Origin of the sequence: Methyloligella solikamskensis (assembly GCF_042676065.1) — a bacterium.
GTDB classification, from domain to species: Bacteria; Pseudomonadota; Alphaproteobacteria; order Rhizobiales; family Methyloligellaceae; genus Methyloligella; species Methyloligella solikamskensis.
In genome coordinates, this window is record NZ_JBHTJO010000001.1 from 1968780 (window position 1) to 1993772 (window position 24993).

The 24993-nt window shown below is 63.4% G+C and carries 26 protein-coding genes; 9 read left to right on the forward strand and 17 right to left on the reverse strand.

The window, feature by feature from the left end; genetic code table 11:
* Positions 1-23: 23 nt before the first annotated feature.
* Together ACFQ2F_RS09590 and ACFQ2F_RS09595 are read left to right on the forward strand one after the other, a co-directional pair.
* Complete coding sequence (locus tag ACFQ2F_RS09590; protein WP_379089141.1) at positions 24-509, forward strand: RDD family protein; 486 nt, start codon at positions 24-26, stop codon at positions 507-509.
* A gap of 160 nt (positions 510-669) precedes the next feature.
* Complete coding sequence (locus ACFQ2F_RS09595) at positions 670-1488, forward strand: arginyltransferase (RefSeq protein WP_379089143.1); 819 nt, start codon at positions 670-672, stop codon at positions 1486-1488.
* A 39-nt stretch (positions 1489-1527) separates the two neighbouring features.
* Here the strand turns inward: ACFQ2F_RS09595 and parC are convergent, their stop codons facing one another.
* Positions 1528-3789 carry a DNA topoisomerase IV subunit A gene (gene parC / locus ACFQ2F_RS09600; protein WP_379089146.1) on the reverse strand — a complete coding sequence of 754 codons (2262 nt, stop codon included), beginning with the start codon at positions 3787-3789 and terminating at the stop codon, positions 1528-1530.
* Between the two features lie 241 nt (positions 3790-4030).
* Between parC and ACFQ2F_RS09605 the strand changes: the two genes are divergently transcribed.
* Positions 4031-4636: a DUF4339 domain-containing protein gene (locus ACFQ2F_RS09605; protein ID WP_379089149.1), complete on the forward strand. Its 606-nt coding sequence runs from the start codon at positions 4031-4033 to the stop codon at positions 4634-4636.
* Here ACFQ2F_RS09605 and recO read toward each other — a convergent pair.
* The 10 genes from recO to folK all read right to left on the reverse strand — a co-directional run bounded on the left by recO (position 4633) and on the right by folK (position 13401).
* On the reverse strand, positions 4633-5343 hold the full coding sequence (gene recO / locus ACFQ2F_RS09610) for a DNA repair protein RecO (protein ID WP_379089152.1): 711 nt from the start codon (positions 5341-5343) through the stop codon (positions 4633-4635). The genes ACFQ2F_RS09605 and recO overlap by 4 nt on opposite strands.
* A gap of 15 nt (positions 5344-5358) precedes the next feature.
* Positions 5359-6303 carry a GTPase Era gene (era, locus tag ACFQ2F_RS09615; protein ID WP_379089155.1) on the reverse strand — a complete coding sequence of 315 codons (945 nt, stop codon included), beginning with the start codon at positions 6301-6303 and terminating at the stop codon, positions 5359-5361.
* A 9-nt stretch (positions 6304-6312) separates the two neighbouring features.
* Positions 6313-7023, reverse strand: coding sequence for a ribonuclease III (gene rnc, locus ACFQ2F_RS09620; RefSeq protein WP_379089158.1), 711 nt, complete (start codon positions 7021-7023; stop codon positions 6313-6315).
* A gap of 2 nt (positions 7024-7025) precedes the next feature.
* The gene (gene lepB, locus ACFQ2F_RS09625; RefSeq protein WP_379089161.1) at positions 7026-7772 is read right to left on the reverse strand and encodes a signal peptidase I; all 747 of its coding nucleotides are present in this window, start codon (positions 7770-7772) and stop codon (positions 7026-7028) included.
* A gap of 119 nt (positions 7773-7891) precedes the next feature.
* Complete coding sequence (gene acpS, locus ACFQ2F_RS09630) at positions 7892-8302, reverse strand: holo-ACP synthase (protein ID WP_379089164.1); 411 nt, start codon at positions 8300-8302, stop codon at positions 7892-7894.
* A complete protein-coding gene (locus ACFQ2F_RS09635; RefSeq protein ID WP_379089167.1) occupies positions 8299-9090 on the reverse strand; it encodes a pyridoxine 5'-phosphate synthase in 792 nt (263 codons plus the stop codon). Before ACFQ2F_RS09635 ends, acpS begins: the two co-directional genes overlap by 4 nt.
* Before the next feature lie 34 nt (positions 9091-9124).
* Positions 9125-9643: a DUF2062 domain-containing protein gene (locus ACFQ2F_RS09640; RefSeq protein WP_379089170.1), complete on the reverse strand. Its 519-nt coding sequence runs from the start codon at positions 9641-9643 to the stop codon at positions 9125-9127.
* A gap of 264 nt (positions 9644-9907) precedes the next feature.
* Complete coding sequence (locus tag ACFQ2F_RS09645; RefSeq protein ID WP_379089173.1) at positions 9908-12139, reverse strand: RelA/SpoT family protein; 2232 nt, start codon at positions 12137-12139, stop codon at positions 9908-9910.
* A 198-nt stretch (positions 12140-12337) separates the two neighbouring features.
* Positions 12338-12745 (reverse strand): DNA-directed RNA polymerase subunit omega, encoded by a 408-nt coding sequence (rpoZ, locus tag ACFQ2F_RS09650; RefSeq protein WP_379089176.1) that lies wholly within the window; start codon positions 12743-12745, stop codon positions 12338-12340.
* 98 nt (positions 12746-12843) lie between these two features.
* Positions 12844-13401, reverse strand: coding sequence for a 2-amino-4-hydroxy-6-hydroxymethyldihydropteridine diphosphokinase (gene folK / locus ACFQ2F_RS09655; RefSeq protein ID WP_379089178.1), 558 nt, complete (start codon positions 13399-13401; stop codon positions 12844-12846).
* Positions 13402-13507: 106 nt separating this feature from the next.
* Between folK and ACFQ2F_RS09660 the strand changes: the two genes are divergently transcribed.
* The 3 genes from ACFQ2F_RS09660 to ACFQ2F_RS09670 all read left to right on the forward strand — a co-directional run bounded on the left by ACFQ2F_RS09660 (position 13508) and on the right by ACFQ2F_RS09670 (position 15761).
* Positions 13508-14131, forward strand: a complete 624-nt coding sequence (locus ACFQ2F_RS09660; RefSeq protein WP_379089181.1) for a LabA-like NYN domain-containing protein — start codon at positions 13508-13510, stop codon at positions 14129-14131.
* Positions 14132-14193: 62 nt separating this feature from the next.
* The gene (locus ACFQ2F_RS09665) at positions 14194-15090 is read left to right on the forward strand and encodes an NAD(P)-dependent oxidoreductase (protein WP_379089184.1); all 897 of its coding nucleotides are present in this window, start codon (positions 14194-14196) and stop codon (positions 15088-15090) included.
* Entirely contained in the window at positions 15087-15761 is a 675-nt protein-coding gene (locus ACFQ2F_RS09670; RefSeq protein WP_379089187.1) for a uracil-DNA glycosylase, read from the forward strand. Before ACFQ2F_RS09665 ends, ACFQ2F_RS09670 begins: the two co-directional genes overlap by 4 nt.
* On the opposite strand, the gene ACFQ2F_RS09675 is transcribed toward ACFQ2F_RS09670, so the two are convergent.
* From ACFQ2F_RS09675 to dapA, 3 genes are read right to left on the reverse strand one after another with little or no spacing between them, the layout of a single operon-like run.
* Positions 15758-16243: a peroxiredoxin gene (locus ACFQ2F_RS09675; protein ID WP_379089190.1), complete on the reverse strand. Its 486-nt coding sequence runs from the start codon at positions 16241-16243 to the stop codon at positions 15758-15760. The two genes, ACFQ2F_RS09670 and ACFQ2F_RS09675, sit on opposite strands and share 4 nt — an antisense overlap.
* A gap of 10 nt (positions 16244-16253) precedes the next feature.
* Positions 16254-16724 carry an SsrA-binding protein SmpB gene (smpB, locus tag ACFQ2F_RS09680; protein ID WP_379089193.1) on the reverse strand — a complete coding sequence of 157 codons (471 nt, stop codon included), beginning with the start codon at positions 16722-16724 and terminating at the stop codon, positions 16254-16256.
* Between the two features lie 31 nt (positions 16725-16755).
* Entirely contained in the window at positions 16756-17646 is an 891-nt protein-coding gene (dapA, locus tag ACFQ2F_RS09685) for a 4-hydroxy-tetrahydrodipicolinate synthase (RefSeq protein WP_379089196.1), read from the reverse strand.
* 269 nt (positions 17647-17915) lie between these two features.
* On the opposite strand from dapA, the gene ACFQ2F_RS09690 reads away from it, so the two are divergent.
* Together ACFQ2F_RS09690 and ACFQ2F_RS09695 are read left to right on the forward strand one after the other, a co-directional pair.
* A complete protein-coding gene (locus ACFQ2F_RS09690) occupies positions 17916-20348 on the forward strand; it encodes a transglycosylase SLT domain-containing protein (RefSeq protein ID WP_379089199.1) in 2433 nt (810 codons plus the stop codon).
* A 141-nt stretch (positions 20349-20489) separates the two neighbouring features.
* On the forward strand, positions 20490-21392 hold the full coding sequence (locus ACFQ2F_RS09695) for an alpha/beta fold hydrolase (RefSeq protein WP_379089202.1): 903 nt from the start codon (positions 20490-20492) through the stop codon (positions 21390-21392).
* Positions 21393-21395: 3 nt separating this feature from the next.
* On the opposite strand, the gene ACFQ2F_RS09700 is transcribed toward ACFQ2F_RS09695, so the two are convergent.
* The 3 genes from ACFQ2F_RS09700 to ACFQ2F_RS09710 form a co-directional block, all read right to left on the reverse strand.
* A complete protein-coding gene (locus ACFQ2F_RS09700; protein ID WP_379089205.1) occupies positions 21396-22085 on the reverse strand; it encodes a hypothetical protein in 690 nt (229 codons plus the stop codon).
* A 162-nt stretch (positions 22086-22247) separates the two neighbouring features.
* Positions 22248-23453, reverse strand: coding sequence for a hypothetical protein (locus ACFQ2F_RS09705; protein ID WP_379089207.1), 1206 nt, complete (start codon positions 23451-23453; stop codon positions 22248-22250).
* 350 nt (positions 23454-23803) lie between these two features.
* Positions 23804-23950 (reverse strand): DUF3096 domain-containing protein, encoded by a 147-nt coding sequence (locus ACFQ2F_RS09710; RefSeq protein WP_379089210.1) that lies wholly within the window; start codon positions 23948-23950, stop codon positions 23804-23806.
* 341 nt (positions 23951-24291) lie between these two features.
* On the opposite strand from ACFQ2F_RS09710, the gene ACFQ2F_RS09715 reads away from it, so the two are divergent.
* Positions 24292-24987: a TerC family protein gene (locus ACFQ2F_RS09715; RefSeq protein ID WP_379089212.1), complete on the forward strand. Its 696-nt coding sequence runs from the start codon at positions 24292-24294 to the stop codon at positions 24985-24987.
* The last annotated feature ends 6 nt before the right edge of the window (positions 24988-24993 follow it).

Sequence of the window (24993 nt, forward strand, 5' to 3'; positions counted from 1 at the left end):
TTGCGGAGATTCGGAAGGACCTCATGAGCGATACGCAGACGACCACCCGCGAACAGGGCACGCCCTTCAATCCGGCCTTCGACGTGGTCTCACATCCGGATCTCTTCGAAGGAATCCTACGCCGGCGCATCGTCGCCTTCGTCATCGATGCCATTATCATCACGATCCTCTGGGTGATCGTCGGTGTGGTGGTCTTCGTGCTCGGCATTCTAACGCTCGGCCTTGCCTGGCTGCTCTATGGCGCCCTCTTCCCCATCGTGGGACTCGGCTACAACGCGCTCACCGTTGGTGGGGCGAACCAGGCGACGATCGGCATGCGCACCATGGGCGTGAAGATAAAGATGTGGCATGGCGGGACGGTTTCGCCGCTGATCGGCGCGTTTCACGCCCTGCTCTTCTGGCTGTCGCTGACGATCTTCTTCCCGATCCTGCTGTGGCCACTGATCGACCGTCAGAAGCGTTGCCTGCACGACATCTTCGCCGGCGTCGTGGCGGTGCGGAATTCTTGATTTCGTGAGGGATGTAGCCGGTTTCTAAGGCGCAGCCGCTCGAGGCGCACGCCTTCTTGATTGCCTCTGGCGCGGCTCATCCCCTACACTTCTCAAAACGCTCAGGCGGTCTCGCCATTTGTGGCGGGGGTTTACGGCCAGTCTTTGAGGCGGAGCCAAGGTGACAGAGCATAAGAGCAATTTTCCCGAGTTCTACATTACCGCCCCGCAGCCCTGCCCTTACCTGCCGGGCCGCTACGAGCGGAAGCTCTTCACGCATCTGACCCCAGATAAGCCCGACGTCCTGATCGACAATCTCCTGAAGGGCGGCTTCCGGCGCAGCCAGAACATCGCCTACATGCCCTATTGCGATTCCTGCTCGGCCTGCGTGCCGGTGCGGATCGTGGCCGATGCGTTCGATCTCCGGCGCTCTCATAAGCGGATCCTGAAAGCGAACCGGGATCTGATGGTGACGCGCAAGGAGCCTGCCGCCGACAGCGAGCAATACTCCCTATTCCGCAGCTATATCGACTCACGCCACGCCGATGGCGGCATGGCGGAGATGACGGTGCTCGACTATTCACTGATGGTGGAAGACAGCGTGGTGGAGACATTCGCCAGCGAATACCGGCTGAAGCCCGATCCGGAGGGCGACGGCTCGACCCCGCTGGTTGCCATGTGCCTGTGCGACCGACTGAGCGACGGCATCTCCATGGTCTACAGCTTCTACGATCCGGAACTCTATTCCCGGAGCCTCGGCACCTACATGATCCTCGAGCACATCCGATACGCCCAGAGCCTCGGCCTGCCGTATGTCTATCTCGGCTACTGGATCGAGGGCGCACGGAAGATGCGCTACAAGAACCGCTTCCACCCGCAGGAGCACCTGACCGCCAAGGGCTGGGTGCGCTTCGACGGCAAGAGCGGCGAAACTGACGAGGCCTCAGGCTGCGGCGCCTGCGCCGACCGCAAGCTCGCCCCTGCCTTCACCGACTTTTAGATCATCGGATTCTAGACCCGCCGAGGGCTTTCGGCCCGCTTAGTTCTGTCCGTTGAAGCGCGGGCCGAAGCTGTTCGACTTTGGGAAGCCGCGCGGAGCCATGCGCCCGGCCTGAGCCCTTTCGCCCCACCATTCGGCGAGTTCTTCGGCGCTTTGAGTGAAGGTGCGGCCTGCCCCGTCGACCCAGGTCAACCCTTCTTTCTTGGAGAACGTTTTGGCGTCGGCCAGGCTGCCATCCTTGTAGCGCTGGAGGCGGACGCCCTTGCCCCTCGGCATCTCGGGCAGATCCCTCAGGGGGAAGAGGAGCAGCTTCCGGTTTTCGCCAATGGCGGCCACGCTGTCGCCGGTGGCCGGTGCGCAGACCAGCGCCTCGTCGGCGCCGCGAACATTCAGCACCTGCTTGCCCTTCTTGGTCATGGCGACGACCTCGTCTTCGGGCACCACGAAGCCGTAGCCGGCCGTACCGGCGACCAGAAGCTTTCGGCCGGGCTGATGGACCATCATCTCCACCGCGTCCGCCGAGCCTTCGATATCGATCATCAGGCGCAAGGGTTCACCATGGCCGCGCCCGCCGGGAAGCTTGTTCGCAGGCAACGAATAGAAGCGGCCGTTGGTGGCGAAGACCAGCAGCGTGTCGGTCGTGTGGGCCTTCACCGCCCGCATGAGTCTGTCGTCAGATTTGAAGGCAAGCGTGTCCGTGTCGGTCTGGTGTCCCTTGATGGCGCGGATCCAGCCCTTCTCGGAGAGCACGATTGTGATGGGCTCCTTCTCGATCATGGCCTCGACCAGATCGAGATCGGCCTCTGGCGCCTCGTCGAAGCGCGAACGGCGGCGGCCCAGCGCCGTGTCGGGGCCGAAGGTCTTCTTCGTCTCCTTCAACTCGTCGCCGATGCGCTTCCACTGCTTGTCTTCGGAATCGAGCAGCGCCTTCAGCTCCTTCCGCTCCTCGGTGAGCTTGTCGTGCTCCCGGCGGAGCTCCATCTCCTCCAGCTTGCGCAAGGAGCGCAGGCGCATGTTGAGGATGGCTTCGGCCTGGATCTCGGTCAGCTCGAAGGTCTTCATCAGCTCCCGCTTGGGCTCGTCCTCCTCGCGGATGATCCGGATCACCTCATCGAGATTGAGGAAGACGATGAGATAGCCCTCGAGCACCTCCAGGCGGTGGTCGATCTTGCCGAGGCGGTAGTTGGAGCGGCGCACCAGCACTTCCAGGCGATGGTCCAGCCACTCTCGCAAGGCCTGGCGCAGGCTGACCACGTTTGGGATGCGGCCCTTGGTCAGCACATTCATGTTGAGGGGTAGTCTGGTCTCCAGGTCGGTGACCTTGAAGAGGGATTCCATCAGCAGGATGGGATCGACCGTGCGGCTCTTGGGCTCCAGGACGAGGCGCACCTCCTCGGTGGATTCGTCGCGGACATCGGCCAAGAGCGGCAGCTTCTTCTGCTGCAGAAGCTCGGCGATGCGGGCCACGAGCCGCGACTTCTGAACCTGGTACGGAATTTCGGTGACGACGATCTGGTACGCGCCGCGGCCGAGGTCTTCGGATTCCCAACGCGCGCGGACACGGAAGGAGCCGCGGCCTGTCTTGTAAGCCTCGAGGATCTGATCGCGTGGCTCCACGATGATGCCGCCAGTGGGCAGGTCCGGCCCCGGCACGAATTCGACGAGCTTCTCGACAGTCGCGTTCGGGAACTTGATCAGATGGAGCGCGGCGTCGCAGAGCTCAGCCGCGTTATGGGGCGGGATGTTCGTCGCCATGCCCACGGCGATGCCCGAGGCGCCATTGGCCAGAAGGTTCGGGAAGTTGGCCGGCAGAACGACCGGCTCCATGTCCCTCCCGTCGTAGTTGGGGCGGAAGTCGATCGTGTCCTCGTCGATGCCTTCCAGCAGACGGGTCGCGACCTGGGTCAGACGCGCCTCCGTGTAGCGGTCGGCCGCCGGGTTGTCGCCGTCGATATTGCCGAAGTTCCCCTGCCCGTCGACCAGCGGATAGCGCACCGCGAAATCCTGGGCGAGACGGGCGAGCGCGTCGTAGATCGCCTGGTTTCCGTGGGGGTGGTAGTTACCCATGGTGTCGCCGACGATCTTCGCGCATTTGCGGAACTCACCTTCCGGCGACAGGCGTAGCTGCTGCATGGCGTAGAGCAGCCGGCGGTGAACCGGCTTCAGCCCGTCGCGCACATCGGGCAGCGCCCGCTGCGTGATGGTCGATAGCGCGTAGGCGAGATAGCGCTCTTCCAGCGCCTCTCGGAGATTGATCGGCTCGATTGGCGCCGAATCATCCGGCGTAATATCTTTTCCCATTGAATCCGGTTAGCCCATCGGACGAGCGACCTCAAGGCGGCCACTCGTTCCGTCACAGTCTATTTTCGATGCGGACCTCGCCGCCAAGCTGCCAAAGGACCGGGAGTTCATCTCGCCGCCCGAGGCGCAGGCTTAGTCCCTCTGAAGCCGCTCTGAGCCCCGCTAACGCGTGCGTTGCACGCTAGCAGTTGCCGTGTATACAATCTGTGCGTGCATTCAAGGCGCCGAATTGGGAGGGGGAATGAGCGACGCTGGTTCGGGGCAAAGCGGAAGCGGTCGCCCAGTAACAGGGTCCCACGCGAGGACGTCCCCGCCGCCGCATCCGCTGGATCGCTGCTGGTACATCTACATCAATGGGCAATCATCGGGTCCAACAAGCGGACACCAGATCCGCAGCTTGCAGGCGGCTGGGCAGATCTCCGGCGAAGACTACGTCTTTCCGGAAGGCGGGAACGAATGGGTCCTGCTCAAGGACGACGCCATATTATCGAGATTGCTGGACGATAAGGCGCCTCCCCCTCCGGCCATTGCTCCCCGTGAGGTTGCGCCATTGGGTACGCAGGAGGACATGGTTAGGCGCGCGCAAGACGCAGCCCATTTTTCCGCGGACGGAAGTGTTGGCCCGTATTCGCCCGGCGTCGCTGCGCTTCTATCCTTCCTGATTTGCGGTGCCGGTCAGATGTACAATGGACAGCTCGGAAAGGGCTTCCTCTTCCTGATCGCCTGTGTCCTCTTATGGTTCATCTTGCTAGGCTGGGTGGTTTGGATCATCGCGATCATCGATGCCTTCAAGACCGCGAAGCGCCTCAATATTGCTCATCACGAGCGCGTATTCGGAAAGGCCTAAAGACGCGCGAGGAGCCGCTCTCGCGCTGCCGGTAGCGGCTCGCCTTGGGGGCTGTAGAGGTCCCGGTCGAGGAAGTAGCCTGAGAGGCGGAAGCCGTCGGCGATGTCCTCCGGCGACGCCGTGGCTTCTTCGTCTATGAGGAAAGCGGGCAAGCGGAAGAGCTTGTCGGCGTATGGCTCGCCAGCCTCTTTGGAGACCGCCCTGCCCGATTTCGGCGACACAAAGATCAGGTCTTCCATGGTGCCGGTGGCGGCGCATTCGGACAGATCGATGCCGAAGCCCATATCGGCGAGGAATTCCAACTCCCAGCGGACGAGGCGTGCGGGCCAGACCTTCGGGTCATCGAGGGTTTCAAGCACCGCTCGGGCGCCGTGATAGAGCGCCGGATGGGGATCGCGCTCAGGCAGCATTCGTGCCATGGAGGTCAGGGATTCGATCCCTAAAAGCGCTGCGTGGTCGTCGAGCACGCCCGCCGCATAGGCCTGCATGAGCTCCACGGTGATGGAGCCGAGATGCTCCGGGAGGCGTGCCCGCCAGGTGATGTGCAGCAGGTTGCTGGGTTGGAGCAGCGGACGGAGACGGCGCGAACGGCCGCCCCGGACCAGTCCCAGATGACGTCCGTGCTCCTCGGTCAGAAGCTCGGCGATGGCGTTGGCTTCGCCAAGCGGCCGGGTGGAGAGAAGAATGCCGTCGTCGCGCCAGTCCATGGGGCGGATTAGGCCCTACTCGGTCGGATAGTCCAGCCCCATCTCGCGATAGCGCTCCGGATCCTCGCCCCAGCGTTCGCGGACCTTCACGAACAGGAAGAGATGGACCGGCTGATCGGCGATCTCGGCGATGTCGGCCCGGGCGGCCTGACCGATCTCCTTGATGGTCTGGCCCTTGGCGCCGAGCACGATCTTCTTCTGGCTGTCGCGCTCCACGAAGATGGTCTGCTCGATGCGGGCGCTACCGTCGCGCAAGTTCTTCCACTCGGTGGTCTCGACGGTCAGCGCATAAGGCAGCTCTTCGTGGAGCCTGAGAAACAACTTCTCGCGGGTGATCTCGGCCGCCGCCTGGCGGAGCGGCGCGTCGGTGAGCTGGTCCTCCGGAAAGAGCCAGGGACCCTCCGGCATCTTCACCGCCAGATAGGTCTTCAGATCGTCGACGCCGTCGCCGTTCAGGGCGGAGATCAGGAAGGTCTGTTCGAACTTGCCGGCGGCAGAGAGGTCGGCCACCACCTCCAAAAGCTTCGGCTTCTTGACCAGATCCACCTTGTTGATGACGAGCGCAGCCGGCGCTCTCATCCCGGAAAGCTTCTCGACCACCGCCATGGCCTTCTCGTCGGCGCCGCGCTTGGCGTCAACCACGAGCAGGATGAGGTCGGCATCGGCTGCCCGGTCCCACGCGGTTGCGGTCATGGCCCGGTCGAGACGCCGGCGCGGATGAAAGATGCCCGGCGTGTCCACAAGTATGATCTGGGTCTTGTCTTCCAGGGCGATGCCGCGCACGGGGCCGCGGGTCGTCTGGGCCTTGTGGGTGACGATGGAGATTTTGGCGCCGACAAGGGCATTGGTCAGGGTCGACTTGCCGCTGTTGGGGGCGCCGATCAGGGCGACGAAGCCGCAGCGTCTGTCGCCCTCCTCGCCCGTGGGCATGACGTTTTGTTCGTTGTTGTCTTCACTCATATCGATCGCCTATGGCTCGACGCTGTCCCAGACGCCTTCGCGGACCAGAACGGCGAGTGCTGCGGCCTGTTCGGCGGCGCGCTTGCTCGGGCCCTTGCCGCGCTCCGGCTCAAGGCCTTCGATCTGAACCTCGGCCGTGAATTCCGGCGCATGGTCCGGGCCTGACCTGCCGACCTCCTCATAGTGGGGCAGCGGCCGCTTCTGGCCTTGCACCCATTCCTGGAGCACGGATTTGGCATCGGCCGCGGCCACTTCAAGTTCGCCCAGATGCGGAGTCCAGTCGCGATGGATGATCGCGCGGGCGACATCATAGCCGCCGTCGCAATGAAGCGCGCCAAGAACCGCCTCGCAGGCATTGGCCAGGATGGTCATCTTGCGGCGGCCGCCGCTGCCGGCCTCGCCGTCGCTCATGACGAGATAGCGTCCGAGATCCCAGCCCTGGGCGATATCCGCGCAGGTCTGGGCCCGGACAAGGTGATTGAACCAGCGGGCCAGCTCCCCTTCTCGCGCTTCGGGAAAGCGGGAGGTGAGCAGCTCCGCGACCGCCAGTCCGAGAACCCGATCGCCTAGAAATTCGAGACGTTCGTTGTCGTCCTCCGCCAGCTCGACCGCTCGCGCGGAGGAATGGGTGAGCGCCAGCTTGAGCACCCCGAGATCGTCGAAGTCGTGGCCCAGCCGTGCGGCGAGTGTGTGTAGCGCCTTGTCAGACGTCTTGGCCAATCTCAGCGCACCAGATCGAAGATGCGCGAGCCGCGGACGGCGGTGGGCCATTTCCAGATCTGCCAGAAATGGGCGCCCTCGCCGAGGGAGAAGAAGATCACCTGGGCGTGGCCGATGAGATTCTCAAACGGTACGTAGCCCACCTCGTTGAGGAAACGGCTGTCGGTCGAGTTGTCCCGGTTGTCGCCCATCATGAAGAGATGGCCTTCGGGGACCTCGTAGACTTCGGTGTTGTCGCTGATGCCTTCCTGCACCGTGTCGAGGACGCGGTATGTCACCCCGTTGGGCAGGGTCTCGCGATATTGTGGCAGGTTGCGCACGCGCCCCGTGGGGCCTTCGAGCGCCAGATCCTCGATCCGCTCCTTCTTCACCTCTTCGCCGTTGATGATCAGCGTGCCGTGCTTCACCTGGATCTTGTCGCCGGGCAGGCCAATCACCCGCTTGATGTAGTCGGTCTTGTTGTCGGTCGGCAGCTTGAAGACGACCACGTCGCCGCGCTCGGGCATGGCAGCGAAGATGCGGCCAGAGAACAGGTCCGGGCTGAAGGGAATCGAGTAGCGGCTATAGCCGTAGCTGTATTTGGAGACGAAGAGATAGTCGCCGATGAGCAGGGTCGGAATCATGGAGCCCGACGGAATATTGAAGGGCTGGAACAGAAAGATGCGCACGATGAGCGCAAGCAGCAGGGCCGGGATAATGACGGTCGTAAAGCTGCTCTTCTGATGCGTCCGCTCCGCTTGGACACTCATGCGGAAATCTCCTCGTTGAAATGAAGCCGCCCGGCCTGAGGGTCATGCCTATAGACCTTCGCTTCTGCGGGCGCAAATCGCCCTCTCTACGCAGACGGCAAGCAACGCCAGGCCGGCGTCTAGTCCCGCATGTTCACCTTGAGCGCCTGAATGATGACGATGGCTTGTGCGGTGGGAAAATCGTCGGTGATGGTGAGATCGATGCGGGTCTCGTGGCCTTCCGGTGTGATCCGCTCAAGCGCCCGCAAGGCGCCGCCGGTGAGCTCCAGGGTCGGTCGGCCCGAGGCGAGATTGACCACGCCCATATCCTTCCAGAAGACGCCTTCGCGAAACCCCGTGCCCAGCGCCTTGGAGCACGCCTCCTTGGCCGCGAAGCGTTTGGCATAGGATGCGGCGCGGGCGGCGCGGGCATCGGATTTCGCCCGCTCGATATCGGTGAAGATCCGGTCGAGAAACCGCTCGCCGAAGCGCTCGATGGTCTTCTCCACCCGGCGGATGTCGATGATGTCGTTGCCGAGACCGATGATCATAGGGTTTCGTCCACGGAAACCTTGCCCGGCGTAGCGATGGCCTGGCGGGCCCGGTCCATCTGGCGGCGCATATGGCGCACGCTTTCGGCGAGCCCGACGAAGATGGCTTCGCCGACCAGGAAGTGACCGATATTGAGCTCGACGATCTCAGGGGTCGCGGCGACGGGCCCGATAGTGCCATAGGTCAGGCCGTGGCCGGCGTGAACCTCGAGGCCTGCATCCGCTGCCGTCTGGGCCGCCTTAACAAGGCGCGCGAGCTCCCGTTCGAAGCCGAGCTGGTCCTTAGCGAGACCCGCTTCGCAATAGGTGCCCGTGTGCAGCTCGACTGCGTCCGGGTCGACCGAGGCGGCCGCCTCAATCTGAGCTGGATCGGGATCGATGAACAGCGAGACGCGGATGCCGGCATCACGAAGCTTGGCCACAAAGGGCTTCAGGGTCTCCACCTGGCTTGCCACATCGAGCCCGCCTTCGGTGGTCAGTTCCTCGCGGCGCTCCGGCACCAGGCAGTTGGCGTGGGGCTTGGTGCGCAGGGCGATCTGCAGCATCTCCGGCGTCACCGCCATTTCCATGTTGAGCGGCTTCGAAAGCTGGACGAGCTGGGCGATGTCCTCGTCGCGGATATGGCGACGGTCCTCGCGCAGATGGGCGGTGATGTTGTCGGCGCCGGAATCGATTGCGAGCTGGGCGGCGCGCACGACATCGGGGTGACTGCCGCCGCGGGCGTTCCGCAACGTAGCGACATGGTCGACATTGATGCCGAGCCGGATAGGAAGTGGTTCAGAGGTCATCGGACTTAGTCGAAATGGGTCGTCGTCGGGCGCTTCATTGCGCCCCAATAGCCTGGTCCCGCTGGAGCTGGCGAAGCTGGAAGCGCTGCTTGCGGCGCTCCTGATACACCTGCACGGCCCAGCGGGTCGCGAAATAGAAGATCGCGAATAGCACAAGTCCGACCGGCACGCAGCCTACGATGGTTGGCTTCAGGATGGGCCAGATCTGTTCCCAGGACGAGGAGAAGAACTCGCCGGAGAAATCCGTATGGCTGTGGGTCCCGGCGGTGCCGAGAATCACCGTGCCGACCTTGAAGCTGGCGAACCAGAAGAAAGGATAGGTCAGCGGGTTGCCGACGAAGGTGCCCAGAAGGCTTGCGATGATGCTGCCGCCGATCATCCATGCGATCAGAGCCGCCCCGATCATGTGGAAGCCCACGAATGGGGTGGCGGAGATGAAGCAGCCGGCGGCAAAGCCCAGCGCGATCACGTGGGGCGTCGCGTTGATGCGCGTGACTCGGTGCTTCACATAGCGGGTCGAGCGCGACCAGCTCCGGCGAGGCCAGAGGTGCACCCGGGCCTTCGTCCAGAAGGATTCTGATTGTCGACGCGCAAACAGCATTCCGTCCTCAAAGCACTGAACCGCGCTCAAAAAGTGGCAACGCGAAGGGCTTGAACTAACGTATTTAGGTTAAAGCTCTTGTGAAAACAGATGGTGAGAGAATGTGGCGCGGATTTGTGGCGCCCGCCTGCCCCATTTGCAGCCGTTTTGCCTTAGGGTGACCGCGCTATTGACCTATCCGCTCAAATTTCGAAAGGCAATCGCCAGATTCCGGGCCTAATCGCCTGCCCGCTCGACGCTTGAGACCACGTCCATGGTGCGCAGCTTGGCGATGGTGGCGTTGAGGTGCTTCAGATCCCAGACATCCACGTCGATGGTCATCTCCGTATAGTCGGGGAGCTGGTTGGTCATGCGGATATTGACGATATTGCCGTCGGTTTCGGCGAAAACGCCCGCGATCTGGGCCAGGCTGCCGGGCTCATTGAGGACCACCAGTTCCAGGCGTGCGGGAAACCGCTGAGGATTGTCTTCGTCGATGTCCCAGGTGACGTCGATCCAGCGGTCCAGCTCCTCGTCATAGGCGTGCAGCGCCTTTGAGTGGATCGGATAGATGGTGATCCCCTCGCCCGGGGTCAGGATGCCGACGATGCGATCCCCCGGCACCGCGCCGCCTTCGTCGAAGCGCACGGGCAGATCGCCGCTCACCCCGCGCACAGGCACGCCGGCCAGCAGGTCGCGCTTGCTCTTGGGCGCGCCGGGCCAGCGGAATTTGAGGCCCATCACCTTGCCGAAGCCGAACCAGCCCTCGTCGTCGCCTTTCATCTTGAGCTTGCGCTTGGGTGCAGTAGGCGCGGACGACGGCGGGGTCTCCTCCGGATAGACGGCCTTCAGCACGTCTGCTGACGCAAGCTCGCCACGGCCGACGGCGGCGATGGCATCCTCCGTTGTCTTTTGGGACAGGCGGCCCAGCACCTCCCGTACGGCTTCTTCTGAGAACTGCTTGCCGTGCCGATCGAAGGTGCGCTGCAGGATAAGACGGCCGAGAGCGCCGTATTGGGCGCGGACCGCCGCCTTGGTGGCGCGGCGGATATTGGAGCGGGCCTTGCCGGTGATGGCGAGCTTTTCCCAGGCCGGGCGCGGCTGCTGGCCTTCGGAGCAGATGATCTCCACCTCGTCGCCGTTGCGGAGCGCCGTGGCGAGCGGCATGGGCCGTCCATTGATCTTGGCGCTCACGCAGGTGTTGCCGACATCCGTATGCACCGCATAGGCGAAGTCGATGGCGTTGGCGCCGCGGGGCAGCGCAATCAGCCGGCCCTTCGGCGTGAAGCAGAAGACCTGGTCCTGGAACAGCTCCAGCTTGGTGTGCTCCAGGAATTCTTCCGGGTTGTCGCCCTCCTGGAGCATGTCGATCAGGTGGCGCAGCCAGCGATAGGCGTTGCTGTCCGCGGGCTTCGCGACATAGTTCGAGCCGTTCGTGCTGTCCTTGTAAAGCGCATGGGCCGCCACGCCGTATTCGGCGATCTGATGCATCTGGTCGGTGCGGATCTGCAGCTCCACCCGCTGATGCTTGGGACCGACGATGGTCGTGTGGATGGACTGGTAGTCGTTGGGCTTCGGGTTGGAGATGTAGTCCTTGAATCGGCCCGGAACCATGTGCCAGCTCGTGTGCACCACCGCGAGCGCCCGGTAGCAGTCGGCGACCTCGTCGACGACGATGCGGAAGCCGTAGATGTCGGAGAGCTGCTCCAGGCTGATCTGCTTCCGCTCCATCTTGCTCCAGATGGCGTAGGGCTTCTTCTCCCTGCCCACGACCGTGGCCTTCACCTTGGTCTCGTCGAGCTTCTTGGTGAGGGCCGACTGGATGTCGTCGATCAGGCCCTGATGCTCTTCGCGTAACGTCTCCAGCCGCTTGACGACCGCCTTGTAGGCTTCCGGATGAAGCCAGCGGAAGGCGTGGTCCTCCAGCTCCTCGCGCAGCCACTGCATGCCCATGCGGCCGGCGAGCGGCGCATAGATATCCATGGTCTCCTGGGCAATGACCTTGCGCTTGGCCGGCTTCATGTACTGAAGCGTGCGCATGTTGTGGAGCCGGTCGGCGAGCTTCACGAGCAGCACGCGCACATCGCTGGAGATGGCCAGCAGCAGCTTGCGGAAATTCTCCGCCTGCTCCGCCTTCTTGCTCACCAGGTCGAGCTTCTTGATCTTGGTGAGCCCCTCCACTAGGGAGCCGATCTCGGGCCCGAAGAGGGAATCGATCTTGTCCCGGGTGGTCTGGGTATCTTCCAGGGTGTCGTGGAGGAGCGCCGTGGCGATGGTCGCATCGTCCAGGCGCATATCGGCGAGGATCGCCGCAACTTCGAGCGGATGGGAGAAGAAGGGGTCTCCGGAAGCACGCCGCTGATTGCCATGCGCCCGCATGGCGTAGACATAGGCGCGGTTCAAAAGCGCCTCGTCCGCGTGGGGCTCATAGCTGAGAACGCGTTCGACGAGCTCGTATTGGCGCATCATGGCGCGGGGACACCTCCGCTGCAGGATAGCAGCAGCTTATAGATGGCCGGTAAATTTTCGCTTTGAAGGCCCTGCGGCCGGGTGATCGCAGGGTTGCAGGCAAAAAGACCGGCCGGAGCGTTCACACCCGGCCGGTCGAATTCTTGATCGAATCCTTGAGCCGCATCCGCGCGGCGCATCGCCACTTGGAGGCGAGACCTAGCGGGACCGCGGACCCGCATTGGAGCCATCGGAGGGCGCCTGGGTCGCCATGCGGCGCAGCAGCTCTTCTTCGCTCATCTTGTCGATCTGTGTGTCGATCGACGGATCGTCGGCGCCAAGAAGCGGACGGCTCTCCGACTGCATGTCGGGAACGGCATCGGCTTCGGGCTCGTCCACCTCGACGTATTTCTGCATCGAGTGGATGAAGTCTTCCTTCAGATCCTCGGGCGAAATCTCGCCATCGCCGATCTCGCGAAGGGCGACGACCGGGTTCTTATCGTTGTCGCGGTCGACGGCGAGCGGCGCGCCGGCGGAAATGGTGCGGGCGCGGTGGCTGGCGAGCAGAACGAGCTCAAACCGGTTTTCGACCTTGTCGACGCAATCTTCGACGGTAACGCGTGCCATCGATAAATCCTTTTTCGGGAGTCGTGGAGTTCAGCCCTGTTTAGAAGGTTGTAGCGCTCGACGCAAGGGACCCGACGCCGCGGAAGCGGCCTTATGGCTCAAGGGCTTGTCTCGGAAAGTCGCCTCAGCCTGTCGTGGCGGGGGTTGCCCGGAAGCGCATCGAGAAGTTCGGTGACCGATTGCCGGAGCACCGGGTGGCGCCACTGAGGCGCGATGTCCTCCAGGGGAACGAGGACGAAAGGCCGCATATGGGTTTGCGGGTGCGGCAGGGTGAGCTTGCGCGGGCCGGCGCCTGCCATCACCGCATTGATGCCGCGCCAGCCGGAGATGCGGCCGCCGTAGTCCAGGATATCCAGATCGAGATTGCGGGCACCCCACGGGGCGTTTCGCCCCCGGCGTCCGGCTTCAGACTCCAGGCGCTTGAGCTTCCGCAGCAAGGCTTCCGGCGGCATATGGGTGGCAATCTCCGCAACCGCGTTGACGTAGGGCGGCTGGCCCGGCTGGCCGATGGCCTCGCTCTCATAGAGCGGTGACAGTCGGATTACAGACTTGCCGCCCCGGTCCAGCTCACGAACCGCGCGCTGCACAGCCTGAAGTGGCGATCCCCACGGGCCCGGCAGATTGGCGCCGAGCGCGATGAGCGCATTTCCCCTCACGCTGGCTTCCTCCGATGGAACCCGACCCGCAGGCAAATGGGTTGAATCAGTACTGTCATGAACCCGCTCGCTGTTTCCGCGTTTATTTCGCTAAATAGGAGTTTCAATGCAATTCTACGCCACGGAGCGCGTAGCCCTTTTTGTGGACGGCGCCAATCTATATGCGGCGGCGAAAGCGCTCGGTTTCGATATTGATTACAAACGGCTTCTCGCCCTTTTCGGATCGCAGGCCCGGCTTGTGCGCGCGCTTTACTACACGGCGCTCGCCGACGAGCAGGAGTACTCCTCCATCCGTCCACTGATCGATTGGCTCGACTATAACGGGTACACCATGGTCACCAAGCCGACCAAGGAGTTCACCGATGCGGCCGGTCGCAGGCGGATCAAGGGGAACATGGATATCGAGCTCGCGGTCGATGCCATGGAGCTTGCCGAATATCTCGATCATCTCGTGATCTTCTCCGGCGACGGCGATTTCCGCTCGCTGGTCGAGGCGCTGCAGCATCGCGGCCGCCGCGTCAGCGTGGTTTCCACCCTGATGACAAACCCTCCGATGGTGGCAGACGAGCTTCGCCGGCAAGCGGACCAGTTCATCGATCTGGCCGACCTTCAGGAGGAGATCGGCCGCGATCCGAATGAGCGGTTCAACAAGGAGCCGCGGCGGCGGCCTGAGCTCAACCCCCAGGATGACGACAGCTTCGAATCGGACGACGATCTGATCGAGACTTGAATCGGCTCCGGCTGAGGCCGACTCTGGCTGTAGGGAATTTTTGGGTTTAGAGGCCGCGCATCATGAAAATCGGATTTGTTGGGCTCGGCTCCATGGGAAGTGCCATGGCGCCACATCTCGTTGCCGCCGGGAAGCCGCTGAGCGTTCATAACCGCACCAAGGCGAAAGCGGACAAGCTGGTCGCCGACGGGGCTGTGTTCGCCGAAACCCCCGGCGATGCCGCCCGGGGCGAAGTCGTGATCACCATGCTCTCCGACGACGCGGCGGTGGAAGAGACCGTGTTCGGCAAGGACGGAATCCTGGAGGCTCTGCCCAAGGGCTCCACCCATATTTCCATGAGCACCATCAGTGTGGCGTTGTCGGAACGGCTCGCCGCGGCCCATGCCGAGGCCGGTCAGGAATTCGTTTCAGCGCCGGTGTTCGGCCGGCCCGATGCGGCAGCGGCCGGCAAGCTCTTCATCGTGGCGGCAGGACCGGCGGAGGTTTTGGATCTCTGCCAATCGATTTTCGAGACCCTCGGTCAGCGCACCTTCTTCTTCGGTGAGGAGCCGGCCAAGGCCAATCTGGTGAAGCTGTCGGGAAACTTCCTGATTGCGTCGACGATCGAGTCCCTGGCCGAGGCTTTCGCGCTTGTGGGCAAGGCGGGTATCGATCCCCACGCCTATCTGGAGCTACTCACGGAGACCCTGTTCTCCGCCCCCGTCTATAAGACCTATGGCGGGCTGATCGCCGACGAGCGCTACACGCCGCCGGGCTTCACCGCCAAGCTCGGCCATAAGGATGTCGGCCTGGCGCTGGATGCGGCGGAGGATCTGCAGGTGCCCATGGGAATGGCCAGCCTGATCTCGGAGCGCTTTCTCACGCTGATGGCCGCCGGCGCCGGCGATCTCGACTGGTCGGCGCTCGGCAAGCTCGCCAAGCGCGATGCCGGCGACGACAAACCTCTTTCCGACGGATGAGCGGCGCGGCACAGGCCCGCGTGGGCGCAGACGATGCGCCGCCCGAACCGGCAGAAGATTGTCCCCTCTGCCCGCGGCTCGTCGAATTCCGTCAAGACAACGCTGCGAAGCATCCCGACTGGTTCAACGGCGCTGTGCCGTCCTTCGGCGGTGAGGACGCGCGGCTTTTGATCGTCGGGCTTGCGCCCGGCCTTCAGGGCGCGAACCGCACCGGCGTGCCCTTCATGGGGGATTTCGCCGGCGATCTTCTCTATCCGACGCTGATGAAGTTCGGGCTGGCGCGGGGCGAGCATACGCCAGAGCAGCCGCACGCCCTGGAGCTGGTCGACTGCATGATCAGCAATGCGGTGCGCTGTGTGCCGCCGGCCAACAAGCCGACCACGGCGGAGATCAAGGAATGCCGCCGGTTCCTGGAAGCGCGGAGCGCGCGCCTGCCGAATCTCCGGATGATCCTGGCCCTGGGCCGCATCGCTCATGACAGCGTGGTGCGTACCTTGGGGCTGAAGCTGAAGGAGGCGCCGTTCGGCCACGGGGCGGTGCATGAAGTGGCCGGCCTCACCCTCGTCGATAGCTATCACTGCTCCCGCTACAACACGAACACCGGCGTGCTGACGACGGAGATGTTCGAAGCCGTGATCGGCGACATCGCCGGGCGGCTTCGGACGGGCTAGCCGAGACGGTTCAGAAGATCCGCGGCGTGGCCAGCCGGGTCGTCGACGGGTGCGAAGATCTCCTCGGCCCCGCCGTTCTCGATCAGAACCGTCGCGCGTTTCAGATAGATCTCGCCGCCGGTCTCGAAGGTTTCGGCCTCAAGCGCCGGCCAAAGTTCATCCTTTGCGTCGCTGAGCAGCGGGAATGGCAGGGACAGGCGTTCACTGAGCTCCTGCTGCCATGCGGTATCCTGGCGGCTGAGGCCGAACAGCGCGATGCTCATTTCTCGGAAGCTGGCGGACAGATCGCGGAAGCCCTCCAGCTCCGGTGTCGAGCCATGAGCGCCGGGGATATCGTCCCAGCGGGGCGGATTCGGCACGCCCGGGCGGCCGGTCCAGGGATAGAGGATGAGCAGCGCCCTGCCCTTGTGGGCACTTAGGTCGACCGATCCGCCTTGGGTCGACGGCAACGCGACGGACGGCAGCTTCAGACCTTTGCGCATGGCGGGCTGTCTAGCCCTGCTCGCGCATGATGCGCGCCTTCTGGCGATCCCAATCCCGCTTCTTCTCGGTCTCGCGCTTGTCGTGGAGCTTCTTGCCCTTGCCGATGCCGAGCTTCACCTTGGCGATGCCCCGGGAGTTGAAATACATGGTCAGCGGAACGACCGTGATGCCTTCCCGCTGGATGGCGCCGGCGAGCTTGCCGACCTCTTTTTGGTGGAGCAGCAGCTTGCGGCGGCGCTTGGGGTCGTGGTTCTCACGGCCGGCTTGCGCGTATTCGGCGATGTGGGAGTTGATCAGCCACATCTCGCCGTCTTCCGCGGAAGCATAGGACTCCGCGATATTCGCCTTGCCGTTCCGCAAGGACTTCACCTCCGAGCCTTCCAGCACCAGCCCTGCTTCCAGGGTCTCGCCGATCTCGTAGTTGAAGCGTGCCTTGCGGTTCTCGGCGACGGTTTTGCTCGTGCCGCGTTTCTGGGCCATTGGAATCGACCTTGGATGCGTCTTTCGGCGCTTAGCCGGAAATCAGCCCCGCCTTCACCAGGGCGTCGTCGACGCGCTGCCGTGTGGACTCTGCGATCGGCGCGAGCGGCAGACGGGTCTCGCCGCTGCACAGGCCGAGCCGCTCGGCGGCGTATTTCACCGGGCCGGGATTGGACTCCACGAAAAGCGCCTCATGCACCGGCATGAGGATATCCTGGATCTCCAGCGCGCGCTTGTAGTCGCCCTTCAGGCAGACCTCGTGGAACTCCGAGCAGAGCTTCGGCGCGATGTTGGCGGTGACCGAGATGCAGCCCACGCCGCCATGGGCGTTGAAGGCGAGCGCGGTGCCATCCTCGCCGGAGAGCTGGATGAACTCCGGCCCCATGGCCATGCGCTGCTGGCTCACCCGCTGCAGATTGGCGGTCGCGTCCTTCACGCCGATGATGTTGGGCAGCTCGAAGAGCCGCGCCATGGTCTCCACGGACATGTCCACCACGCTGCGCGGCGGGATGTTGTAGATGATGATGGGTAGATCGACGGCGTCGTTGATCGCCTTGAAGTGGAGATACAGGCCCTCCTGGGTGGGCTTGTTGTAGTAGGGCGTGACGACCAGCGCTGCGTCGGCGCCGGCGTTCTTGGCGTGCAGGGTCAGGCGGATAGCCTCCCGGGTCGAGTTCGAGCCGGTGCCTGCGATGACGGGTACGCGCCCGGCGGCCGCCTCGATGCAGACCTCGATCACCTCGTCATGCTCGGCATGGCTGAGGGTCGGCGATTCACCCGTGGTGCCCACAGGAACCAAGCCCTTGGTGCCCTCATTGATCTGCCAGTCGATGAATTTTCGATAGGCGTCCAGATCGAGCGCGCCATCCTTGAATGGCGTGATCAAAGCCGTGATCGAACCCTGGAAACGAGAGCGGGACACGAAAGCACTCCTGAGCTGAATTGAGAGATTGCCGGGCCGGAGGCCGGTCAGTTGAAAAATATGCCGGACAATAGGGATTTAGAATGGGTGCAGCAAGCACCGGCGCAAAACGTTACGACGGGCGCCCCGTTCCATCTTTCGGACGCATTTTCGGACATTGTTGCGCACGAAACTCCGAAAATTGCTACTATAGCGTGGTCGAAGCATTCCGCCCGACTCAGAAGGCCTCCCGCCGGGCACTCGCGACAGAGCGGTAGAGAACCGACAGGATGAAACGCATCGGCGTTCCCGCATTCGTCATTACCCTGCTCGTCTTGCTCACGGCGCCGCAATTTGCGCGTGCTGCCGACGACGTAAGCCTGCCTGAGCGCAATCCGAAGCTCACCGCCGACACGGCGAAACAGAGCGAGGAGACGACGGAGAAGGCCGAGGCCAGCGAAGAGAAGAGCGGCGAGGCGGACACGCCGGACAGCGACGAGGCGGAGACCGACAAGGCCGAAAACGACTCTCCCCAGACAGACAAATCCGAGACCGACACGGCGGAAAAAGAAGACGCCGGCGAGGACGCCAAGGACGAAGAGACGGTGAAGACGACCGCGTCCCTGCCGTTGCGCAATCCACTCCTCAAGGATGCCAGCGCCAGCGATAAGCCCAAGGGCGACGGGCCCGATTACACGCCCATGCTGAAGCCGATCCTTGAGTACAAGCTCAGCGATTCCGACATCGCCCACGTCAAGGACGCCATCAGCTCCGCCTATCACGATCGCGGCGATGAGGCCGCCCGCGCCATCGAGCGCCTGCAGGACCCGTCGGCGAAGGAGTTCGCCACGTGGTATGCCTATCGCAGCGACGATCCGCCGGCGGATGCGCGCACCATCGAGGCCTTCCGCCTCTCCCACCCCCTTTGGCCATTCCATGACGATCTGCGCGAGGCGGCGGAGCGCAAGCTCTTCATGGAGGATGCCGCTGCCAACGAGATCACCGCGTTCTTCGAGAACTCGCCGCCTGAGTCCGGCGCGGGCAAGGCGGCGCTTGCTGCGGCCTATCTGAAGGCTGGCGACAAGGAGAAGACCAAGCTCATGGTTGTCTCCGCCTGGCGGGAGCATCTGCTGGACAAGAAGGTGGAGGAGAAGATCCTCGCCGATTTCGGCAAGATGCTCAGCGAGGACGATCACCGGGCCCGCATCGACATGCTGATGTACCCGGACGATTCCAGTCTGGTGGACGAGGCGCAGCGGGTCGCCAAGCTGATCCCGGAAAAAGAGCGTAAGAAGGTCGAGGCCCGGGTCGCGGTTCAGAAGCGGCGCAGCAATGCCGGCAAGCTGCTGGATGCCCTGCCCGAAGAAGAATACGAGAAGGATGTTGGGCTGCTCTTCAACCGCATCCAATATCTTCGCCGCAACGACAAGGAAGACGAGGCGCTGAAGCTGATGCTGACGGTGCCCGACGACGACCCGGCCCGGCTCGGCGATCTGGATCAGTGGTGGATCGAGCGGCGGGTGAACTGCCGCATGGCGCTGCGGCTCGGCGAGTATGAAGCGGCCTACAAGATCGCCTCCCAGCACGGGCCGATAAAGGACGAGGACTATCTTGCCGAAGCGGAGTTCCTGTCGGGGTGGATCGCGCTCCGTTTTCTCGGCAAGCCAAAGAAGGCCCTGCCCCATTTCGTGAAGCTCCGCTCCGTGGCGGACGATTCCAAGACCCAGTCGCGGGCCGAATATTGGATGGGCCGGACGGCCCAGGCGCTCGGCGACCGCCGGACTGCCATCATCCATTTCGCGGCCGCCGCCCGGTATCCGCAGCATTATTACGGCCAGCTCGGGCGTCAGGCACTCGATGCGGCGCCTGCCAGGCTGGAGGTCACGGCCACGCCCGTGCCGACGGAAGAAGACGTGAACCGCTTCACCTCGCGCCATGCGGTGCGGGCCATCGGCGTCGCCATGGCGACGGGCTACGAAGCGCTGATGCCCTATTTCTTCATTTCGCTGGCGCGCACCCTTGAATCGCCTGCCGAGGTCGTGCTGCTGGCGGAGCTTGCGAAGGCCACCGACAACCGGCAGATCAGCATCCGGCTCGCCAAGATCGCCTTCAACCGCGACATGCCCGTGGGCGAATACGCGCTTCCGATCGGGGTGATTCCGAATTTCGTGCGGCTCAGCGACAAGGTGGACGTGGCGCTCGTCCATGCGCTGTCCCGGCAGGAGAGCGAGTTCAATGCCGGCGCCAAGAGCCCTGTCGGCGCGCGGGGGCTGATGCAGCTCATGCCGTCCACGGCACGGCTGGTGGCGCGTCAGTTCAACGTCAAATACTCCGCCTCGCGGCTGACCGAGGCCGCGTATAACGTTCAGCTGGGCGAGGCCCATCTCGGCGACCTGATCAACAATTACGACGGCTCCTACTTCATGGCGCTGGTGGCCTATAACGCCGGCCCTGGCCGCGTGAAGCAGTGGGTGGAGGCCTTCGGCGATCCGCGCGATCCCAATGTCGATCCCATCGACTGGGTTGAGAGCATTCCCTTCACCGAGACCCGCGAATACGTGATCAAGATCATGGAGAGTCTGCAGCTCTACCGCTCGCGCCTGCACGGCACTGAGAAGGCGTTGCAGCTCTGGCAGGATCTCAATCGCGGCAAGTCCCGCTCGTCTGCCGCCTCGGCAACAAGCGCTGAGGCCCTGCTCCGGCGTCAGGCCAGCACCGAATAGAGGCCTGTCGTCTCTTTCTGCAGTGACTCCCGCTCTGAAGGCTTGCCGCAAGTCCCGCTTTGCTTAAGACTGTCGAGCCTCGGCGGCGTCCTGCCGTCGGCGTTCCGGTGAGCTTTCCACCCCTGATTTCGAGGCCCGCTCATGCCCACGCCAGACGGCGAGTTGTGGCAGGATATCTTTTTCGTCGCGAACGATGGGTTGCGGCTTCATGCGCGCCACTATCCCGCGATGGGGCGGCGCGGCCGGCCCGCCATCTGCCTGCCCGGCCTGACCCGCAACGGGCGGGACTTCCACGATCTCGCTGTCGCCCTTTCCACCGACACGCACACACCGCGGGATGTCTACGCCATCGACTATCGCGGCCGCGGTCTTTCGGACTGGGATAAGGACTGGGAGAACTACACGCCGCTGATCGAGCTGGAAGACACCCTCGATTTCATGGCGCTGGCGGGTGTCCATCAGGCGGCGATCATCGGTACCTCGCGAGGCGGGCTGATCGCGATGGTCATGGCGGCACTGCGCCCTGCGGCGATCGGTGCCGTCGTCCTCAACGATATCGGACCGGTGATCGAAAGCCGGGGTCTGATGCGGATCGCCGGTCATCTGGGCAAGACGCCGACTCCGGAAAGCTGGGAGGATGCGATCGCCTTGGTGCGGGAGATGAACGAGCGGGACTTTCCCGCGATCCCCGCAGAGCAATGGGAAGAAATCGCCCGCGCCATCTTCAAAGAAGAGAACGGCAAGCCGGCGCGAGCCTACGATCCCGATCTCGGCAAGGCCTTCGAGGGCGTCGATCTCAGCCAGCCGGGGGCGGAGCAATGGGGCGCGTTCAGTGCGCTCACCCCCTTCCCGACCTTGGCGCTTCGCGGGGAGAACTCAGACATTCTCTCCCCGGAAACCCTGGCCAAAATGGGCGAGGTTCATCCCAATCTGGAAACTGAGACGATCGAAGGCGAAGGCCACGCGCCGATGCTGAAAGATCAGCGCTCCATCGAGACGGTTGCTCAGTTCCTGGCCGCCAACGATCCCACGCGCGGCCGCTAGGCCCTAACTCTCGTCGGTCGATTTCGGCGGCGTGGTCCGCGCCCGCGAGGTGCGGCTGGTAGACGTGCGCCGGGTGGTTCCGCTCTTGGTCTGACCGGACTTGCTTGCCCCCGATTTCGCGGTGGTGGATTTTGCCGTTCCCGAACGGGTGGTGCGCGGTTTGGAAGCGCCTGACTTCGACGCGCTGGTCTTGCTTGCAGCTGTCTTCGAAGTGGTGCGCTTGGCCGTCGACGATTTTGACGGCGAAGCCTTGGAGCCCGAGGTCTTGGCGGCAGTGGTCTTCGCCGTCGTGGTCTTCGTTGCCCTGCTCTTGGCAGCCGTGCTCTTGGCAGCCGTGCTCTTGGCAGCCGTGGTGTTGGACGTGCTGCTCTTGGCCGTCGAGCGCCGTGCGGCACCGGACTTGGTGGTGCTGCGACGGGCGCTGCCGCTGCGGGTCGTCGTCTTCGGCTTTGTGGCCTCCTGGGCGGCGGCCGGCTTCGTTTCGCTCTGCGTCGCAGCGCCGGACGACATGGTATCAGTCTTGGTGGCCGCGGGCGCGGTTTCGGCCATCGTCTTCGACGCGGCGGTGTCTTTCGCTTTCACGTCGCCGATCGGGCCCTTCGCCTTCTGCTGCTTGGCAAACAGCCAGCTGACCAGGACCAGCGCTGCGGCAACGAGCGCGAGTACGACTATGGTTACGGTTAGTTCGTTCATGTGCCCCCACACTTATTCTGTGCTTGTTCGACTTCTCGGTATTTTCGACTACTTGGCTTTTCGAGGTTCGGAAACGGTCTCACACCACCCGAACAGATATTCTGCCTGCATATTGCAGGAGTATTGCACTTAACAAGGCCCCGGGGAGATCTGCCGCCAGGGTCATCTTTCCAGAGATGGCAGCGTATTCGGAAGCGCCGTGTTGCGGCTGTCGACGATCTCCTTGATGCGCGGAATGATCGTGTTCGCGACATCGCCTGCGTGCCCCGCCTCTTTCCACCGGATATTCTCCGAGGAGCGGTAGGGCCGCGGGAGATCCTTCCGGAGCTGATAGGACATTTCCGTGGCGGTCGTCTTGTCGGGCGCCGTGCCGTCGATCTTCAGAGCGTCCTTAGACAAGGTCACCTTGCCGTCCTGGAGGCGGCTCAGAGCGGCAAGCGCTGCTCGTGCGGCGGCCTCCCAGTTCTCAGGAGCGCCGGATGCGATAACGAGCTGATCGTCGATAGCGCGGCCGCGGAAGGCGTTCCCGGCGAGATCCTTCAGATGAGCGTGCATCTCCTCGTTGGGAACGTTGCCGGCAAGTCGCAGAATATTGCCCTCAAGGGATGCGGTGAACAAGAACGGGTCGGCGACCGGCGGCGCGACGGCGATCTTCTGTACGCTGAGCCCCGTGGGAAGCGGTCCGTGCACGGCCTCCTGCAGCTCGGTGAAGTCGCCGGCGGATTTCGCCCGGCCGTCCACGGTCAACGCCACGTCGGACAGGCGCACATTTCCGCTCTTCATATGCGTGAGCTGCTTTAGGGCGAAGCTCACCGCACCAAGCCATTGCTCCTTGGGCGGCGCGCCCTCCGTGACCTTCATGCCGTCGTCGATTTCGAGATCGGCGAAGTGGGCTTTCGCCATACCCACGACCGTGCGCTGGTCTTTCTCGGACGGGACCGCGCCGCGAATCTTGATCTTGTTGTCGCTGCGACGGGCCATCCAGCGATAGGGCTCGACCTTGGAGGCTTCCTCGGCCGCTTCTTCTGCGGGCGTCTCGTCTTGAGCGGCGTCTTGCGCTGCGGCCTTCGATGCGGCTTTGCCGTCATCGGAGTCGCTGGACTTGGAAGTGCCGGACTTGGAAGTAGCGGACTTGGCTGACATGTCAGCACCGCCCGCTTCGGACGCCTCACTGGTTTCCGATTTCTCGGACTGCTTTGCGCCGGCTTTCTGCTCTGCGGCTTGCTCAGCACCTTGGGCAGAAATGCCGGTTTCCGCGCGAGCGCCGTCAGGCTCCGCCCGGCACTGATTGATCAGCGCACCGGCGACGAAGAGAACTGGCAACAAACTGACGATAGCCAAAGACAACAGGGTCGGCCGAACCGACATGGATAATCCACCCCTCCATGAGCGCTTTGCTTGGCTTGGGTCCCTGCTGTCCAAACCCACTCACCTGCGCGAAGCGTGGCGCAAATGAGACTGAAATATGACTCGCATCATGCCGCCAGCAAGACGGCTGTCAACTGCGACTGGCCCTGGCCGCAACGATGATCGGCCCTAGCCGAAAGGAATAGCATACGGCACACCCGACCGATCGTGCACGAAAAGCGACGACCCCCGAAGCCGAGTGGCGGGCGGTCTGCTTGACTGCGCCGCTTGCGACTATAGGTGAAGCGGCGGGGCCAAGCTAGGGACGTCTTGTTACATTTCGTGTCTAGAGTCCGTGCCTTAGACTGGCCTTAGAGATGGGCGGCCAAGCCGAGAATGCCGACGATGATGAGATAGATGGCGACGATATAAGCCAGCATGCGCGGCACGAGCAGAATGACCACGCCCGCGATAAGTGCGATCAGCGGATTGACGATCGCCGGATCGAAATTCTCCATCGGATAATCCCCCCTTCCATGTCGAAAGATTGCTGCATGATTCGTTCAGTTGCGGTCACGAGCTTACGGCAGGATCGCCACAATGTCGTGACCGGCGTCTCAGCTAAAGCACACGCTTTCGTTCTTTGTTCCGCACAGCCGCCCGCCTTTCAAAGGCGGCGACGACAGCTTACCTATATGCAGGTCGCGCAATCGGGAGCGGTCCCTGCTCGATCGATCAGAGGGTCTTGCCGCCCGGCAGCGCAACAGGTACCCAGCCGCTGACGGGGCATGCGGCCCTGCCGGATCGTGTCTGGGAGTATTCCCGTCCTGTCTGGGAATCTTGGAGAAGTAGCGCCGGAATGTCACTGGACGATCCCTCCTTTCTGATTGCCGTTCTGCAAATCATCTGGATCGACCTCCTGCTCTCGGGCGACAACGCCGTCGTTATCGCGCTCGCCTGCCGCAACCTGCCCCCGCGCCAGCGCCTCTCCGGGCTTGTGCTCGGCACGGCGGTCGCCATCACCATGCGCATAGCGTTTGCCGGCGTCATTACTAAGCTGATGACGATACCTTACTTGAAGATCGCAGGCGGTCTGCTGCTGCTCTGGATCGCCGTAAAACTGCTCGTGCCGGAGGCGGAAGACGACGACAGCAAGGTTGAGACCGGCGATACCCTCGGGCGCGCGATCCGGATCATCGCGGTGGCCGATATCGTCATGAGCCTCGACAACGTCATCGCCATCGCAGCCGCCGCCCGGGGCACGGTGGAGCTTCTGATCTTCGGTCTCCTGGTCAGCATCCCTCTGATCATGGCGGGCGCCGCGCTGGTGCTTGCCACGGTGGAGCGCTTTCCAATCGTGATTTGGGCCGGTGCCGCCCTGCTTGGCTGGATTGCCGGCGAGATTATCATCAGCGATCCCTTCATTGCCATGCATCTCGATACGGCCCATCACCCATCCGCCTGGGTGTTCGCCGGGCTTGCCGGAATCGTGGTGGTGCTGAGCGTCGGCTATCTGCGCCGCCGGCGCTGCCAACAGAACCCGGATTTCGTCTAGGGCGGG

Coding starts and splice junctions, on each gene's coding strand:
- ACFQ2F_RS09635 (WP_379089167.1), bottom strand. CDS start 9,090: ATGACCTCTGAACCACTTCCTATCCGGCTCGGCATCAATGTCGACCAT.
- ACFQ2F_RS09710 (WP_379089210.1), bottom strand. CDS start 23,950: ATGGAGAATTTCGATCCGGCGATCGTCAATCCGCTGATCGCACTTATC.
- ACFQ2F_RS09700 (WP_379089205.1), bottom strand. CDS start 22,085: ATGAACGAACTAACCGTAACCATAGTCGTACTCGCGCTCGTTGCCGCA.
- ACFQ2F_RS09590 (WP_379089141.1), top strand. CDS start 24: ATGAGCGATACGCAGACGACCACCCGCGAACAGGGCACGCCCTTCAAT.
- era (WP_379089155.1), bottom strand. CDS start 6,303: ATGAGTGAAGACAACAACGAACAAAACGTCATGCCCACGGGCGAGGAG.
- ACFQ2F_RS09670 (WP_379089187.1), top strand. CDS start 15,087: ATGAGCGGCGCGGCACAGGCCCGCGTGGGCGCAGACGATGCGCCGCCC.
- ACFQ2F_RS09705 (WP_379089207.1), bottom strand. CDS start 23,453: ATGTCGGTTCGGCCGACCCTGTTGTCTTTGGCTATCGTCAGTTTGTTG.
- lepB (WP_379089161.1), bottom strand. CDS start 7,772: ATGAGTGTCCAAGCGGAGCGGACGCATCAGAAGAGCAGCTTTACGACC.
- recO (WP_379089152.1), bottom strand. CDS start 5,343: ATGGACTGGCGCGACGACGGCATTCTTCTCTCCACCCGGCCGCTTGGC.
- ACFQ2F_RS09605 (WP_379089149.1), top strand. CDS start 4,031: ATGAGCGACGCTGGTTCGGGGCAAAGCGGAAGCGGTCGCCCAGTAACA.
- ACFQ2F_RS09660 (WP_379089181.1), top strand. CDS start 13,508: ATGCAATTCTACGCCACGGAGCGCGTAGCCCTTTTTGTGGACGGCGCC.
- rpoZ (WP_379089176.1), bottom strand. CDS start 12,745: ATGGCACGCGTTACCGTCGAAGATTGCGTCGACAAGGTCGAAAACCGG.
- parC (WP_379089146.1), bottom strand. CDS start 3,789: ATGGGAAAAGATATTACGCCGGATGATTCGGCGCCAATCGAGCCGATC.
- ACFQ2F_RS09645 (WP_379089173.1), bottom strand. CDS start 12,139: ATGATGCGCCAATACGAGCTCGTCGAACGCGTTCTCAGCTATGAGCCC.
- ACFQ2F_RS09675 (WP_379089190.1), bottom strand. CDS start 16,243: ATGCGCAAAGGTCTGAAGCTGCCGTCCGTCGCGTTGCCGTCGACCCAA.
- ACFQ2F_RS09715 (WP_379089212.1), top strand. CDS start 24,292: ATGTCACTGGACGATCCCTCCTTTCTGATTGCCGTTCTGCAAATCATC.
- ACFQ2F_RS09695 (WP_379089202.1), top strand. CDS start 20,490: ATGCCCACGCCAGACGGCGAGTTGTGGCAGGATATCTTTTTCGTCGCG.
- ACFQ2F_RS09690 (WP_379089199.1), top strand. CDS start 17,916: ATGAAACGCATCGGCGTTCCCGCATTCGTCATTACCCTGCTCGTCTTG.
- smpB (WP_379089193.1), bottom strand. CDS start 16,724: ATGGCCCAGAAACGCGGCACGAGCAAAACCGTCGCCGAGAACCGCAAG.
- acpS (WP_379089164.1), bottom strand. CDS start 8,302: ATGATCATCGGTCTCGGCAACGACATCATCGACATCCGCCGGGTGGAG.
- ACFQ2F_RS09665 (WP_379089184.1), top strand. CDS start 14,194: ATGAAAATCGGATTTGTTGGGCTCGGCTCCATGGGAAGTGCCATGGCG.